The sequence below is a fragment of the uncultured Tateyamaria sp. genome (assembly GCF_947488715.1).
Taxonomy (GTDB): domain Bacteria; phylum Pseudomonadota; class Alphaproteobacteria; order Rhodobacterales; family Rhodobacteraceae; genus Tateyamaria.
In genome coordinates, this window is sequence record NZ_CANLAG010000014.1 from 41,075 (window position 1) to 56,468 (window position 15,394).

The window sequence follows — 15,394 nt, forward strand, 5'->3', positions numbered from 1 at the left end:
GTCAGAGCGTGGCGCGCAGATGGGCATAGGCCGCATCGACCATCCCCACCACATCATCCGGCAAAGCCCCGGTCACGCCAATATCACGCAACCACCCCGCCAGCGCGCCGCGCTGATCCTCGGCAAAGGTCAGCAGGTCATGGGCGGTGCCGAATACAGGCGAAACAGGCTCTGACACGGGGGGAAACGCCCCTGCGCGCGCGGCCAGCCACGCCATCTGGTCCGCGTGCCGGGCCATGACAGGCGCGAGGGCCGCGGGATCGACGCGGAACGGCGTGTTGCCCAGGGCCCGCACCCCCTCGACCAGCGCCCGGTTGACCAGCGCGTCCGTGCGGTCTGCCAGCGGGGGATCTCCCCGCGCGGCCCGGTGGGCATAGAGCACTGCAACCGCTTCGGCAGGCAGGGCGGGTTTTTCGCGCGGGGCCGGGGTGGCGGGCATGTCCAGCCCGCAGCGCGCGGCAAAATCGGCCACCACATCGCCTGTGGGAAAGCCGGCGGGATCAAACGGGACCAGCGTCACCTTATCCGGGCCAAACGCGGCCTCCCATGGGGCAAACCAGTCTCTGAACAGGGGAAATAGCGCCGCAATGTCATAGGGCCGGGCGGCGTTGCGCAGCTGCTGCTGAAACGAACTGGCGATCCACCGGTCCGGCGTGCGCACATAGGCCAGCACGCGCACAGCTTCAAAGGCGCGCAGATCGGCGGCCAGCCGCGCGATCATGTCCGGGTCGGCCCACATGCTCAGCCCCTCGCCCGAGACAATCAGATCGTGGTCGGGGAACTCTGCAATCTGACCCTGCATCGCGGCGCGCCAGTGGTCGGCCTTGGCGGGCGTCAGCTTGGCCTGACGCAGCGCCTCGGCATCACCGGGTGCGCAGAGGGCCGCCAGCACCCGGCTGTGATTGGGGATGCGCAGGCGCAGATAGCGGGTGCGCCCGTCGTCATAGTCGCAAAAGCTCCGCTGGATCGAGGTGCTGCCGGTCTTGGTCGTACCGATATGCAGATGACAGGTGCGGGGCATCACGGCCCGCCCAAGAGCCCGTCTTCGGGGGGCAACAGGCGTTCGAGCCGCGCGCGCCGGGTCGGGTGGTCTTCGGTGCGGCGCAGCATCTCGTTGCGGTAGCGCAGCAGCGTGCGCCGCCGCCGGGCCTGCGTGCGGAACCACACCGGATCGACCTGGCCTGCGAGGCTGTCGGCAAAGAGCTGTTTGAGCATTTGCAGCGCGTTGATATGGGCCGGGATGCGGTGCCGGACAAAGGGGATGTGCAGGCGCGTCATGTTCGGGTTGTTGATCAGCTCGACCTGTCTGCGGTCGGGCATATAGCGCGGATCGAGCACACAGATCACATTGGCCGTGGTCGCGGTGGTTGTCCCCAAATCGCACAGCGGCCCGGTCCAGTCCTGATCCAGCGCCTCGCGGTAGCGGGTTTCCCAGTCGCGCACGTCGGGCCCCAGATTGGCCTGCGGGTTCAGCGCCAGACAGGTGGTGGCCTGCACCGTGGCCGCAAAGGACAGCGCGCCGAACCCGCCCATGGACCCGCCATAGGTCATCACCGTGTCAAAGGCGGCAAAGAGCCCGGCATCGCGGGCCGCATTCAGCAGGTCGGCCACCTGGCTCTGGCGATACCAGCAGGACTGGTCGGGTTTGACGTGCACCGCGCTGAGCCCGCGTTTCTCGAGGAACCCATAGGCCCAGGCGGGGCGGGTCTGTGAGGGGTCATAGCTTTCGGCGCGGCTGTCGAAACAGACGACAAGGCGGGAGGGGTCGCGCAGGTGCACCTCGACCGTATAGCCGGGCAGGGTGGCGGCGGCGGCATCGTCGCGTTGCCACAGGTGGGTGTGGCCGGGCAGGGCGGCCATCATGCGGGCCAGCGCGTCTGTGGCGGGATGCGCGGTCATGTCGGGTCGACCCGCACACGGAGCAGGGTGGCCAGCGCCGTGGCGTAGGCGTCGTGCAGCGCCTCTTCGCGCGGGGGCAGGGCGTTGGGGTCCGCGGCCAGGGGAGCGTTGTCCACGGCCCGGTGCAGCGCCCCTTCGAAGATCGCGGTGCCCTCGCAGAAATCGCGGTCCATCGCCTGGGCATCGTCCATGCAGGCGTCCCGGCAGGCGGTGGCCAGGTCCGGGGTCAGCCGCAGTTTGGGATCATCGGGGTACATGCCCATCAGCGTGGCGCGCAGCGGGGCCAGCATCCGCTGGTCCGCGCCGGGGGGCAGGTCGGTCCCGCCCTTGGTCATGGTCTGTGTCAGCTGGCGGATCAGCTCGAGCACCCGCACACCGGGGGTCGGGTTTTCGTCGGGGATCGGGGGCAGGTTCTGCATCACGGCCGCGTCCAGCCCCACCTGGCCCACCAGGAAATCGGCCACCACGTCGCGGTCCATCAGCAGGTCACGCGCATAGGGGCGCACATGGTAGCGGTCCCCGAACACGGATTTCCATGCCGCCGCCCGTTTGTGCAGCGCCCCCAGCCGCCCGCGCATCGACCGGCGGGCAAAGGTGTCGAGCGGCAGCACGTATTTGCCCGTCTTCACGTTCTGCGCATAGCTGGCCACGATCCGGTCCGCATGGGGGCGGATATAGGCCACCAGCGTGATCTCTGTGCCCTTGGGGATGTAGGTGTCGAGCGCCTGTGCCACCACGCCGGGGGCCACGCTTTCGAACCCCTCGCTCGAGATCACGGTGAGGGGGGGCTGCGCGCTGTGCAGTTCCTCCGACAGGTCGGCCCAGCCGCCCAGATCGGGCGTGAACCGTTTGTCCTCGAGCAGCTCGTGGGCGAGGTTCACATGGGTGATCCGCTGTTCGATGTTGCGCCCGGCGAGGGGGTAGTGGACGCCAAAGGTGCCGCCATAGGCCTCGGGGTTGCGCGCGCGGGCGTCCAGCACGTGCTGGATCGTGGTGGTCCCGGTCTTGCGGTCGCCCACATGCAGGATCAGGCGGGGCGAGGTCATGGGGCGGGTACTCCGAGGGTCAGCTTGCTCTGGTCGAACCAGGCGGCGAAACGGGGGCCAAAGCCCTTGTGCGGGGTCATCGGGTTGTCGCGGATGAACGGATAGCTCAGGAAATGCGGCCGGCCCGCGTCGCCTGCATAGCTGGCCAGGTAGCGTTCGGCGGTGCCTTGCAGGATCACGTCGGGGGCCAGCGCCTCGACCAGTTCGTAGTGAAAGAACTGGGTCCGGCAGAACACGATGCGGCGGAACTGCCAGGCCAGCAGCGGCAGCATCTGGCGAAAGAAGCTGTCGCCAAAGATCAGCAGCGTGCGGTCGGTCTGGGATTGCGAGCATTCGACCAGCGACATGACCCCGTTGTTGCGCGACAGCCCGTTGTTGAGCACCGAGGGCTGGATCGGCAGGCGCAGCACATCCACACGCTCGCGCACGGGGGGCTCGAACTTGACGCCCAGATCACCCGAGATCTTCTTGTCGCCCCAGCGCGCTTCTTGGGCGGCAGTGCGAAAGGCGGCACCCTGTCCGGGGGCCACGCTGTCGATCACCTCGGCGGTCAGCGTGACCAGCCCACGGTCGGAATAGTGCGTGTCGGTGCGTGGAAAGGCGTCGGCCTGTCCGGCCACCTGATCCAGTGGATAGTGCACGGGGCAGGTGTCGCGCCATGCAGGGGCGTGGCGGTAATGGGTTTCAAAGAGCGACTGCACCGGTCCCAGCCGCTGTGCCAGCTTGGCCCCCAGTGCGATCACCTTGTCGGGGAACACCCAGTAGCCATAGGGGATGCCGCGCCGGGTGGACCAGTCGCTGCGTTGGCGGATGGCGTCGAAAAACCGGGCGATGTCGTCGGCGCCGGGTGCAGCACGCCCCTGGCAATAGTCCAGCACCGAATGGTCGCCCCCGGTCAGGACCATCATCCGGTCGTCGGTCACGAAAATATCGGGGTGGCCGTCGTCCAGATGCGGCTTGGTCACCATGTAAATGCCCTTTGGGTCAATCGAAACTGGGTCGATTATATTTCACAAGGCCTGCCGGACCACAACGGGGCGACAGGGTGCTAAAGTTCCATGATGTCGCGGTAGTAGCGCCACAGGAACAGCAGGCCCACGACGCCAAAGACGCCCGCAAAGATAAAGACGTAGGTGGGCGAGACATAGACCGCGTCGTAACTCTTGTAGAAGGCGCCGCGCAGTTCGCCGGTCACATGCATCAGCGGGTTCCACCATAGCCAGCCCTGATAGGGATGCGGCACGGATTCGTAGATAAAGATCACCCCCGACACGAGCAGCAGCGGCCGTGTGATGATGCTGTAGGCGCGTTGCCAGATCGGGAACATCGACATCAGGAAACAGTTGAACGTGCCCACACCCAACCCCAGGGTGGCGGCCATGGTATAGGCCAACAGCACGCGGTCCACCTCGAGCGTGGTGCGGGTGTCAAAGGCCATCACGATGCCCGTCAGCAGCACGTAACTGATCAGGAGTTGCGTCAGCAGCGCCAGGATGAACCGCGCCAGCACCGCGTCGATCAGGGTCACGCGCGGATAGGCCAGCAACTGCTTGGAATAGTTCACCGCCTGCGCGGTCTTTGAACTGACATCGACAAAGAGGAAAAACGGCAACAGCCCCGTGGCATAGAAGATCGGGAAGTTGTCGCCCAGCCGTGGGCTCCGAAAGCCGATGGAAAAGATCGCCGACAACAGCGCGATGCCCAAAATGGGTTCCGCCAGCGCCCAGAGATATCCCCCCGGAGAGCGGCCGTAAGAGGCGCTCATCTCGCGCAGGATCAGCGCCGAAATGGTGCGCGGCATCGCAAACCGCAGCCGCCCGGACACGGCGCGCAGCTGTTTGGACGGCTTGAGGGGTTGGGGCGTGTCGGTCATGGGGATCTGACTATCACGCCCCTTTGGCCGTTACAGCAGGAAATCGGTCTCTGAGAGGCCGATGACGCCCGCGATGTCTAGGCGGAAATCCTGGGTGCCGTCGCCGTTCACATCGACGAACACCACCGTGTTGGGCCCGCCACCCGGCGTGCGCAACAGCAGCTCGGCCTCGCCATTGGCCGACGCCGCACCGGTGCCACCAAAGTTGATCGTGCCCTCGACGATCGACCGCAGATCGATCAGGTCGGTGCCCAGCTCAAAGTCCGAAATCGTGTCGAAATTGCCGCCCACGGCCCGGCTCTGGGCAAAGCTCTGGAACATGAACACGTCCTCGCCCGCGCCGCCGGTGAGCGTGTCCGCCCCGCCGCCGCCCACCAGCGTGTCGTCGCCATTTGCGCCCGACAGCGTGTCGCTGCCCGCGCCGCCGTGGATGTAGTCTTCGCCGTCGCCGCCGTTGAACACATCCGCGCCGCCCTGGCCGAACATGACGTCGTCGCCCGCGTCGCCGACCATGGTGTCGTTGCCCAGGCCGCCCGCGATGTTGTCGTTGCCCTCGCCGCCCGCGACGATGTCGTTGTTGAGCCCGCCGCGCAGGACGTCGTCGCCTTCGCCGCCGCGCACGGTGTCGTTTTGCGCGCCGCCGTTGATAAAGTCATCGCCGTCGCCGCCTTCGAGGCTGTCGCGATTGGCGCCGCCGCCGATGGTGTCGTCGCCGCCACCGCCGGTGATGGTGTCATTGCCGACGCGGCCCTGGATCAGGTTGGCGCCGTCGTTGCCGACGATGGTGTTGGCGAGGCCATTGCCCGCGCCGTTGATGTCTTCGCCGCCGAACAGGATCAGGTTCTCGAAATTCAAATTCAGCGTGTGGCTGACCGTGGACACGACGCTGTCGGTGCCTTCGTTCGCGTTTTCGATCAGTGCGATGTCGCTGCTGTCGATGAGGTAGAAATCGCTGCCTGCGCCGCCAGAGACAGATCCGAGTATTGTGCCGCCGCGCCCGTCAAAGCTGTCGCTGCCTGCGCCCAGGTTGATCTCGCCCTGGATGAGGCCGGAATTGACGAGGCGGTCGCTGTCGTCGCCCAGGTTGATGTCGCCCTGGATGGTGCCTGCGTTGGTGATCTGGTCATCCTCGCCCCCCAGAACGATGCCGCCCTGGATGGTGCCCGCATTTGTCAGCCGGTCGATGTCGCCCAGGGTGCTGATCGCAATGGCGTCGATGGCGGCGATGGTGCCGCTGTTGAAGAACTCATTGGTGCTGCCCGAAAGGGAGCCGACGGCAACGGCCGCGTTGCTGTTGGACAGGATTTGGCCGCTGTTGATCAGCGTGGCCCCGCCCGCGCCAAAGCTGACGCCGATGGTGCCTGCGTTGAGGGTGGATATGACCCCGGTGTTGATCAGATGGCCGTCTGCGCCGCTGAATGCGACCGGGATATTGGCCGCAGTGATCGTGCCGTTGTTGGTGATGTAGGACAACTGGCCCACGATGATCCCGATATTCGTGCCGGAAAATATCGTGCCGTCATTCGAGATCCGCACAAGGCTCGAGGCGCCGACGTCCACGGCGCGCCCGGTGGTCACCGCGATCCCGCCCCCTGGCGTGATGCCAAGGGTCTGGCCGGAGCCGAGTGATGACACGGTGCTGGTCAGGATGGTGCTGACGATCTGTGATGGCATGTGCGTGGTCCTTTGTCATGGGCGTGTCGGTAGATCATGGCCTGTGGTGCGGGCCATGGGTCAGAGATGTCTTGGGCTGTCAGAGCAGGAAGTCTGTCTCGCTGAGGCCCGTGACCCCGGTGATGTTGATGCGGAAATCCTGGGTGCCGTCGCCGTTCACGTCCACGAACACCACCGTGTTGGGCCCGCCACCCGGCGTGCGCAACAGCAGCTCGGCCTCGCCATTGGCAGACGCAGCCCCCGTGCCGCCAAAGTTGATCGTGCCCTCGACCAGCGCGGTCAGGTCAATCAGGTCCGACCCGATCTGGAAATCGGTGATGATGTCGAACTGGCCGCCCGTGGCGCGGCTCTGGGCAAAGCTCTGGAACTCGAACACATCCGCGCCGTTGCCGCCCGTCAGCTGGTCCGATCCGCCGCCGCCCACCAGCGTGTCGTCGCCATTGGCACCCGACAGTGTGTCGCCGCCTGCGCCGCCGTGGATATAATCCTCGCCCTCGCCGCCGTTGAACGCGTCCGCGCCGCCCTGGCCGAACATCATGTCGTCGCCGTCTTCGCCCAGCAGCGTGTCGTTGCCGAGGCCCCCGGCGATGTTGTCGTTGTCCTCGCCGCCCAGGATCCGGTCGTTGCCCGACCCGCCGCGCAGGGTGTCGTCGCCCGACCCGCCGTTGAGCGTGTCATTGCCGGAGGCACCCTGGGCAAAGTCGTTGCCTTCGCCGGCCTCAAGATTGTCGTCGCCCACACCACCGCCGATCGTGTCATCGCCCGCTTCGCCAGAGATGATGTCACTGCCTCCACGGCCTTGCAGCAGGTTTGCACCCACGTTGCCGATCAGGAAATTGGCATCGTTGTTGCCTGCGCCATTGATGTCTGTGCTGCCCGTCAGCGTTAGGGCCTCCAGCCCGTTGCTCAGCACAAAGCTGACGCTGCTGTTGACCAGGTCAAAGCCCCCCGCCGCGGTGTTGTCGGTGATCATCAGGTCGCTGTCGTCCACAAAATAGACATCGTCACCCGCCCCGCCGTCCACGTTGCCGATGATTGTGCCGCCGCGCGCATCCAGCGTGTCATCGCCCGCGCCGAGGTCGATATCCCCGACAATGGTGCCTAAGTTGGTCAGAAGATCAAAGTTCTGGCCCATGTCGACATCGCCTTCGATCAGCCCCGTGTTGATCACCCGGTCGTCGCCGTTGCGGGTCTCCAGATCCCCGATCAGGTCGCCTGCATTTGTAAACAGCCCGGCGGCATTGAGCGACATGATCACGTCACCGGTGATGGTGCCCGTATTGGAGAAATCTTCCGCCTGGGCGTCACTGAAGATGGCCAGTTCAAAACTGTTGATGTTACCGGAATTCGCAAACACGGCGTCGCTGACCTGACTGTTGAAACCTACGGCCGCATCGGTGGGGTCGGGGGAAAAATTGACGCCCACGCGGGCGTTCACGATGGTGCCGCTGTTGGCCAGGCGGGCCTCGGCGACGTTTTCGAACAGAAAAGTGCCCGCCCCGCCCGCGGTGACGATGCCTGTGTTCACCGCGTTCACGATGGCAATGCTCTGAAACTCGAACCCGCGGCCGTCCGTGCTGTTGATGGTGCCGGCATTGAAGAAATCCATGTGCGAGCCGCTATTCAAGAGCCCGGTTGCCGTGCTGAGGATACCGAAGAACCCCAGGGCGGTGGTTGCGGTGACGGTTGCATCGTTCCCAATGGACAGCGAATACCCGAAATTCGTTATGCCGCTGTTGGTATCGACATCCATGCGAAACGCAGTGTCATTGGCAAAGCCGTCGCCTTGCATGGCGAAATCAAAACTCGTCAGATCGTTGACATCCACAATGGCGCCATTGGCGGTCAGACTGGCGTCGGCGTGCACAAAAACTTCGTCGCCCGTGCTGACCGTGACGCTTTCGTTTCCTGAATTGCCGACGATTTCGCCACCGGTTGCGATATTGGTCACATCATTGGTCACGGGGATCAAAGTCATGGTTCTATCCTTCTTTCAAAATGCTGCGGGCGCGTGCGGATGGCCTGCATTTGATGCCCCATCGGGGCCAATCGGTGCTGTGAAAAAGGATGAAACACGGGCAGGCAGGGCCTGACCGTGGCATGAAATGTGCAACCGGGTGACCGGCTCATCCCCCCTTGGATAGGGCCATTAGCGGCCAAGAGGCGGTGCAAAGCAATGAAAAACAGGTGTTATTAAGGAATTCCTGACCTTTTGGTCAGGTGCACCCGCGTCAGCAGATGGCCCGCCCCTGCACCCAAGGGCGGGCCCTGTCTGTCAGAGCAGGAAGTCGGTCTCGCTCAGGCCCGTGACCCCGGTGACGTTGATGCGGAAATCCTGGGTGCCGTCGCCGTTCACGTCCACGAACACCACCGTGTTCGGCCCGCCACCCGGCGTGCGCAACAGCAGCTCGGCCTCGCCATTGGCCGACGCCGCCCCCGTGCCGCCAAAGTTGATCGTACCCTCGACCAGCGCGGTCAGGTCAATCAGGTCCGACCCGATCTGGAAGTCGGTGATGATATCGAACTGGCCGCCCGTCGCGCGGCTCTGGGCAAAGCTCTGGAATTCGAACACATCCGCGCCGTTGCCGCCCGTGAGCTGGTCCGATCCGCCGCCGCCCACCAGCGTGTCGTCGCCATTGGCACCCGACAGCGTGTCGCCGCCTGCGCCGCCGTGGATGTAATCCTCGCCCTCGCCGCCGTTGAACGCGTCCGCGCCGCCCTGACCGAACATCATGTCGTCGCCGTCTTCGCCCAGCAGGGTGTCGTTGCCGAGGCCCCCGGCGATGTTGTCATTGTCCTCGCCGCCCAGGATCCGGTCGTTGCCCGACCCGCCGCGCAGGGTGTCGTTGCCTTCGTCGCCGAGCACTGTGTCGTTGCCCGCACCCCCGTTGGCAAAGTCGTTGCTGTCCCCGGCCTCAATACTGTCATTGCCCGTGCCGCCGCCGAGGGTGTCATCGCCGCCGCCCCCGGTGATGGTGTCATCGTCGCCCCGGCCCTGGATCAGGTTGGCGCCGTCATTGCCGTTGATGATGTTGGCGACAAAATTGCCCGCGCCGTTGATGTCTTCGGACCCGAACAAGGCCAGGTTTTCAATGCCCAGACCAATGGTGAAGCTGACAGAGCTGATGACAGTGTCAGTGCCGCCGGTTGAAAGCGTGCTTTCGATGATGCTGAGGCTGGTGTTGTCGACAAAGTAGGTGTCGGAGCCCGATCCGCCGATCACAGTGCCGTAAAACGTGTTGCCCCGCCCGTCGAACGTGTCATTGCCCGTGCCAAGGTCGATGCTGCCGTCGAAGGCGCCAGCGCCCGACACGGTGTCATCGCCCCCGCCCAGATCCACATTGCCGGTGATGAGACCGATGTTGGTCAGGCTGTCGTTGTTGTCGCCTGTGTCGACCTCGCCCACGATGTTCCCGGTGTTGAGGATCGTGTCGTTGCCGCCGCGGGTGTCGACGTTGCCGGTGATGCTGCCGGTGTTGGTCATGGTCCCGCCGACGGTGTTGGACAGCAGGACATCCCCGCTGATCGCCCCTTCGTTGATGATCTCTTCGGTCCCGGTCACGTCGCTGCGCAGCGCCTGAATCGGTCCGGTCACGGTGCCGGAATTGAAGAAATAGGCATTGTCCGTGTTGTTTCGGTAATCGACCGTTGGTCGGATCGCATCGGCACGCCCATTGATCAGGCTGCCGGTGTTGATGAGGTCGGCATCCTCGACGACGCTGAAGACGAACAGCGAGCCGCTGGCCGTCATCGTGCCGTTGTTTATGATATTCACGTCATCGATGTTCTGGATGGTGTAGCCATCGGCCAGGAGCGCGCTTTGCACCCCGTCATTCTGGAAGCGCAGCCGGGTCGTACCGGCTATGATATCGGGTGTAGTTGAAAATATGCCGATGAAGCCCAGCGACTGTCCGGACGTGATATCCGCTGTTTCCCCGAAAGAGAGTTCGTACTGGATGAAGTTAAAACTCGCGCCCGAGGTCGGTGTCACCATCCGGAACGCACTGCTTTCGGCATAGGCGTCCCCGTTCATGTGGAATTCAAAGCCGCCTATGTCATTTATGTCCAGGAGGTTGCCATTGGCCGCGACGTTCACATCCTCGGCGACAAAGATCGAACTGCCGAAACCGACGGTGACCTCTTCGAGCCCGGAATTGCCGAAGGCGTCGCCGTTGCCGGTGGGGGCGACGACGTCGGTGGTGATGAGCGTGACTGTCATGGGGGGAACCTTCCTGACGTTCTGATCCGCCATTTTCGGGTCCTTTGGTGCGCGGCAGCGCCGGGGAAATGGCTTGTGGTTTTTATGGTTTCGGTTGGGCTGTGGTGCAGCCTGCCCAAAATAGGGCTCTGTTATTCATCCGCAGATCGGATCGTTAAGCAAACAAAATACAAGATTTTTGCGAAACGGGGGATATGTCCCGCTTTGGCGGATGGATGGGGTGCAGGGGCGGCACGCCTGTCAGAGCGGGCCGCCCCCTTGGGCCGTTACAGCAGGAAATCGGTCTCTGAGAGGCCGATGACGCCTGCGATGTCCAGGCGGAAATCCTGGGTGCCGTCGCCGTTCACATCGACGAACACCACCGTGTTCGGCCCGCCACCCGGCGTGCGCAACAGCAGCTCGGCCTCGCCATTGGCCGACGCCGCCCCGGTGCCGCCAAAGTTGATCGTGCCCTCGACGATCGCGCGCAGATCAATCAGGTCGGTGCCCAGCTCAAAGTCCGTAACAGTGTCGAACTGTCCGCCCACGGCCCGGCTCTGGGCAAAGCTCTGGAAGGCGAACACGTCTTCGCCTGCGCCGCCGGTCAACCTGTCGGCGCCCGCGCCGCCCGTCAGCGTGTCGTCGCCGTCGCCACCCGACAGGGTGTCATTGCCGCTCTGACCAAAGAGCATGTCGTCGCCGTTCTGGCCCGCGATGTCGTCGGCCCCGCCATTGCCCGCAAGCTGGTCGTTGCCGTCATCGCCGCGCAGGATGTCCTCGCCCAGACCGCCGCGCACGGTGTCGTCGCCCTCGCCACCGCGCACGGTGTCGTTCTGCGCGCCGCCGTTGAGGTAATCGTCACCCTCGCCACCTTCGAGGCTGTCGCGGTTGGCTCCGCCGCCGATGGTGTCGTCGCCGCCGCCCCCGGTGATGGTGTCATCGCCCACGCGGCCCTGCAGCAGGTTCGCGCCGTCGTTGCCGGTGATGGTGTTGGCCAGCCCATTGCCCGCGCCGTTGATGTCTTCGCCGCCCAGCAGTTCGAGCACTTCGATCTCTTGCGCCAGCGTATAGCTGACTTCGGATTCCACGGTGTCGGTGCCCGCGCCCATGGTCTCGAACAGGATGATGCTGCCGTCGTCGATGACATAACGATCATCACCCGCCCCGCCGATCACCGACCCGGTGATCGTGCCGCCGCGCCCATCATAGGTGTCGTTGTCATTGCCCAGCAGAAGCGAGCCGTCGATCAGACCTGTGTTGCCGACGAAATCCTCGCCCAGCGACATGTCGATATCACCGGTGATGGTGCCAGAGTTGATCACATCGTCCGCACCCCCGCCCATGTCGATGTCCCCGGTCATGGTGCCGCTTGTGACCAGTTCGTCGTCGTTGCTGCCCAGGTCAATGGTGCCGTTGATCGTGCCGGTGTTGGTGACAAAGTCGCGTTCGATGGATGTCAGGATGACATTGTTGTCTGTGGTGTTCGTGGCGACAGTTGAAATCAGGCCGCTGTTGAAGATGTGGTTGTCTTGGGTGCCGGCGCCGTTGCTGGCGATCTGAATGGCGTTGTCGCCCACCGTCATGATCTCGCCGCTGTTGTTGATCGTGATGCCGGGGCTTTGGGACAGAATGCCGTCCGCGCCCGGGCTTGCTCCGAGGATGCGGCCGGAATTGATGATGTGAATGCCGTCTGTGTTCGCATCCGCGATCGTGCTGATATCAATCACTTCGACAGACGCACTGAGGGTGCCGGTGTTGGTAATCGTGACATCCGAACCGCCGCTGATGTCGATGGCATTGAAAAGCCCAAAGACACTGCCCTCGTTGAAGATGCTGATATTGAGGTTGCCGGTGCCACCGATGTCGATTGCATCCCCGGTCAATACCGAGATCGCGCCATTCTGGGTGACGTGCAGTTCCTCGTTTAGGATCAGATCGATGCCGGCCGTGTTCAGACCGTTGACTGTTTCGGATGTCATTGGAAATTCCTCCCTTGGAATTTAGTGATGAAAAAACATGCCGGCAAAATAAGCGCCGGTCTGGCGTGAGTATGCTGTGCTCCGTCTTTACCACACAAGTGTTTTGCCGCGCTGGTCTGGAATTCCCGCCCAAAGCCTGGGCCGATGCACGTGCGGGTTGGCGGGATTGCCCGCGTCAGCCTGACAGGCGCGGTGCCGACATCACAACAGGAAGTCGGTCTCGCTGAGGCCCGTCACCCCGGTGATGTTGATGCGGAAATCCTGGGTGCCGTCGCCGTTCACGTCCACGAACACCACGGAATTCGGCCCGCCGCCCGGTTCGCGGATCAGCAGCTCGGCCGCGCCATTGGCCGAGACGGCCCCGAACCCCTGATAATTGATCTGGCCAGGCACGAGGCCTGTGAGGTCAATCAGGTCCGACCCGATCTGGAAATCGGTGATGGTGTCAAAGCCGGACAGGCGGCTCTGGGCAAAGCTCTGGAATTCGAACACATCGGCGCCGTTGCCCCCGGTCAGCTGGTCCGCCCCGCCGCCGCCCACCAGCGTGTCGTCGCCGTTGGCACCTGATAGGGTGTCGCCGCCTGCGCCGCCGTGGATGTAATCCTCGCCCTCGCCGCCGTTGAACGCGTCCGCGCCGCCCTGGCCGAACATCATGTCGTCGCCATCCTGCCCCAGCAGGACATCGTTGCCCAGGCCACCGGCCATGTTGTCATCGCCGTCGCCGCCCAAAAGCTGGTCGTTGCCCGCCGCACCGCGCAGCGTGTCGTCGCCCAGGTTGCCAATCACGGTGTCGTTGCCCTGTCCACCCTGGACAAAGTCATTGCCGCCACCGCCATCCAGGCTGTCATCGCTGAAGCCGCCGCCAAGCGTGTCATCGCCGAAATTGCCGCTGATCGTGTCCTCGCCGAAAAATCCCTGGATCAGGTTGTCGCCGGTGTTGCCGGCTATGAAATTGGCCCCGTTGTTGCCGAACCCGTTGATGTCCTCGCCGCCCAGCAGGGTCAGGTTTTCGAAATGCACCTGCAGCGAATAGGTGGCAGCCTCGCTGAACACGTGGTCGGTGCCGCCGTTGAAGAAGTCATCAAGGTCGATGGACGCGTCGTCGATATAGAACGTGTCGTTGCCGAACCCGCCGCTCACCTCGCCCGCGATGGTGCCGCCGCGGGTGTCGATCAGGTCGTCGCCACCCCCAAGCCCGACATCGCCGCCGATATGGCCGGTGTTGTAAATCGTGTCATTGCCATCATTGCTGTTGGGGTTGAGCACGCTGCTTGCGATCGTGCCGGAGTTGGTCAGAGTGTCGGCGCCGGTGCCAAGATTGACGAAGCCGGTTATATCGCCGCTGTTGGTGACTATGTCGTTCTCGCTAAGCAGAAACATGCCCCCGTTGAGCGTGCCGGAATTGGTGATCTCTTCGACCGCGTCACCCCCTTCGATGGCTCCGACCGAGTTGTTGAAAGCGTTTCTGAGGGTGATCGTGCCGGAATTGACCAGTATTCCGCCTTGTGCAGCATTCAGGTCGATTTCCCGCATCTCGATGGTGCCGGAATTGTCGATAAAGGCCGTCCCGTTCCCGTCCACGGCAAAGAGCCCGCCGATCATCGTGCCGGAATTGTTGATCCGCACGTCATTGAGATCCGGGGAATCCGAGGTGAAGACGGATTCGCGGTCGGCCTGCATCAGGTCGGTGTTCTCGATGATCAGGTTGAAGGCGCCATTGGGGCTTTCGTCATGGAAAAAGTCATTCAGTGCCTCCATCGTGCCGTGGTTGATGAAGATCAGGTCGTCTGCGGTGGCGCTTTGGGAATTGCCCCCCGACAGATCAAAGAGCGCTGTCACGGAACTGGTCGTGGACACGTTGCTGATCGTGCCGTGGTTGAGGATGATCGCGCTGTCGGAATTGACGTTGATGGTCGAGCTGGACGCCCCGCTGATGATCGTGCCGTAATTGGCCAGCGTGGGGCGTCCGGTGCCGGACATGTCAAAGGCGCGGGTACCGTCTTCGAAGATCAGGACGCCGGGGGCGACGACGACCTCGTTGAAGCCGGTGATGTTGGTGGTGCCGTTCAGGATATCGGATGTGATGATCGTGGTTGTCATATCATTTTGCCCTCAATTGTTTTGGGCGGATCGCAAGGGGGGGCGTCCGCGGAATATATTTGCAAATGTTTTCAATATATAAGGGCAGTTTTCCACCCCCCCGATCAGGGGGGGGTGGGGGGGCTTGTTACAGCAGGAAATCGGTCTCTGAGAGGCCGATGACGCCTGCGATGTCCAGGCGGAAATCCTGGGTGCCGTCGCCGTTCACATCCACGAACACCACCGTGTTCGGCCCGCCACCCGGCGTGCGCAGCAGCAACTCGGCCTCGCCATTGGCCGACGCCGCACCGGTGCCGCCAAAGTTGATCGTGCCCTCGACGATCGACCGCAGATCGATCAGGTCGGTGCCCAGCTCAAAGTCCGAAATCGTGTCGAAATTGCCGCCCACAGCCCGGCTCTGGGCAAAGCTCTGGAACATGAAAACGTCCTCGCCCGCGCCGCCGGTGAGCGTGTCCGCCCCGCCGCCACCGACCAGCGTGTCGTCGCCATTTGCGCCCGACAGCGTGTCGCTGCCCGCGCCGCCGTGGATGTAGTCTTCGCCGTCGCCGCCGTTGAACACATCCGCGCCGCCCTGGCCGAACATGACGTCGTCGCCCGCGTCGCCGACCATGGTGTCGTTGCCCAG

At 63.8% G+C, this 15,394-nt stretch carries 11 protein-coding genes; all 11 read right to left on the reverse strand.

Features of this window, described 5'->3' with window-relative positions; genetic code table 11:
* Position 1 precedes the first annotated feature (1 nt).
* Positions 2–1,021 carry a hypothetical protein gene (locus Q0936_RS19920; RefSeq protein ID WP_299378392.1) on the reverse strand — a complete coding sequence of 340 codons (1,020 nt, stop codon included), beginning with the start codon at positions 1,019–1,021 and terminating at the stop codon, positions 2–4.
* Complete coding sequence (locus tag Q0936_RS19925) at positions 1,021–1,899, reverse strand: hypothetical protein (protein WP_299378395.1); 879 nt, start codon at positions 1,897–1,899, stop codon at positions 1,021–1,023. The genes Q0936_RS19920 and Q0936_RS19925 overlap by 1 nt, the downstream gene beginning before the upstream one ends.
* Positions 1,896–2,945, reverse strand: a complete 1,050-nt coding sequence (locus Q0936_RS19930; protein WP_299378398.1) for a hypothetical protein — start codon at positions 2,943–2,945, stop codon at positions 1,896–1,898. Before Q0936_RS19930 ends, Q0936_RS19925 begins: the two co-directional genes overlap by 4 nt.
* Positions 2,942–3,913, reverse strand: coding sequence for a hypothetical protein (locus Q0936_RS19935; protein WP_299378400.1), 972 nt, complete (start codon positions 3,911–3,913; stop codon positions 2,942–2,944). Before Q0936_RS19935 ends, Q0936_RS19930 begins: the two co-directional genes overlap by 4 nt.
* A gap of 80 nt (positions 3,914–3,993) precedes the next feature.
* Entirely contained in the window at positions 3,994–4,818 is an 825-nt protein-coding gene (locus Q0936_RS19940; protein WP_299146554.1) for an ABC transporter permease, read from the reverse strand.
* A gap of 30 nt (positions 4,819–4,848) precedes the next feature.
* Complete coding sequence (locus Q0936_RS19945) at positions 4,849–6,492, reverse strand: calcium-binding protein (RefSeq protein WP_299378403.1); 1,644 nt, start codon at positions 6,490–6,492, stop codon at positions 4,849–4,851.
* Positions 6,493–6,571: 79 nt separating this feature from the next.
* A complete protein-coding gene (locus Q0936_RS19950) occupies positions 6,572–8,470 on the reverse strand; it encodes a calcium-binding protein (RefSeq protein ID WP_299378406.1) in 1,899 nt (632 codons plus the stop codon).
* Between the two features lie 297 nt (positions 8,471–8,767).
* Positions 8,768–10,711: a calcium-binding protein gene (locus tag Q0936_RS19955; protein ID WP_299378408.1), complete on the reverse strand. Its 1,944-nt coding sequence runs from the start codon at positions 10,709–10,711 to the stop codon at positions 8,768–8,770.
* A gap of 266 nt (positions 10,712–10,977) precedes the next feature.
* Positions 10,978–12,669 carry a calcium-binding protein gene (locus Q0936_RS19960; protein ID WP_299378411.1) on the reverse strand — a complete coding sequence of 564 codons (1,692 nt, stop codon included), beginning with the start codon at positions 12,667–12,669 and terminating at the stop codon, positions 10,978–10,980.
* A gap of 201 nt (positions 12,670–12,870) precedes the next feature.
* Positions 12,871–14,769, reverse strand: coding sequence for a calcium-binding protein (locus Q0936_RS19965; RefSeq protein ID WP_299378414.1), 1,899 nt, complete (start codon positions 14,767–14,769; stop codon positions 12,871–12,873).
* A gap of 127 nt (positions 14,770–14,896) precedes the next feature.
* Positions 14,897–15,394, reverse strand: a 498-nt coding sequence (locus Q0936_RS19970) for a M10 family metallopeptidase C-terminal domain-containing protein (protein WP_299378417.1), incomplete at its 5' end; no start/stop codon positions are given.

Bases quoted from the DNA above. Each gene is read 5' to 3' on its own strand.
- Q0936_RS19925 (WP_299378395.1), bottom strand. From the start codon at position 1,899: ATGACCGCGCATCCCGCCACAGACGCGCTGGCCCGCATGATGGCCGCC.
- Q0936_RS19940 (WP_299146554.1), bottom strand. From the start codon at position 4,818: ATGACCGACACGCCCCAACCCCTCAAGCCGTCCAAACAGCTGCGCGCC.
- Q0936_RS19965 (WP_299378414.1), bottom strand. From the start codon at position 14,769: ATGACAACCACGATCATCACATCCGATATCCTGAACGGCACCACCAAC.
- Q0936_RS19960 (WP_299378411.1), bottom strand. From the start codon at position 12,669: ATGACATCCGAAACAGTCAACGGTCTGAACACGGCCGGCATCGATCTG.
- Q0936_RS19945 (WP_299378403.1), bottom strand. From the start codon at position 6,492: ATGCCATCACAGATCGTCAGCACCATCCTGACCAGCACCGTGTCATCA.
- Q0936_RS19920 (WP_299378392.1), bottom strand. From the start codon at position 1,021: ATGCCCCGCACCTGTCATCTGCATATCGGTACGACCAAGACCGGCAGC.
- Q0936_RS19930 (WP_299378398.1), bottom strand. From the start codon at position 2,945: ATGACCTCGCCCCGCCTGATCCTGCATGTGGGCGACCGCAAGACCGGG.
- Q0936_RS19955 (WP_299378408.1), bottom strand. From the start codon at position 10,711: ATGACAGTCACGCTCATCACCACCGACGTCGTCGCCCCCACCGGCAAC.
- Q0936_RS19950 (WP_299378406.1), bottom strand. From the start codon at position 8,470: ATGACTTTGATCCCCGTGACCAATGATGTGACCAATATCGCAACCGGT.
- Q0936_RS19935 (WP_299378400.1), bottom strand. From the start codon at position 3,913: ATGGTGACCAAGCCGCATCTGGACGACGGCCACCCCGATATTTTCGTG.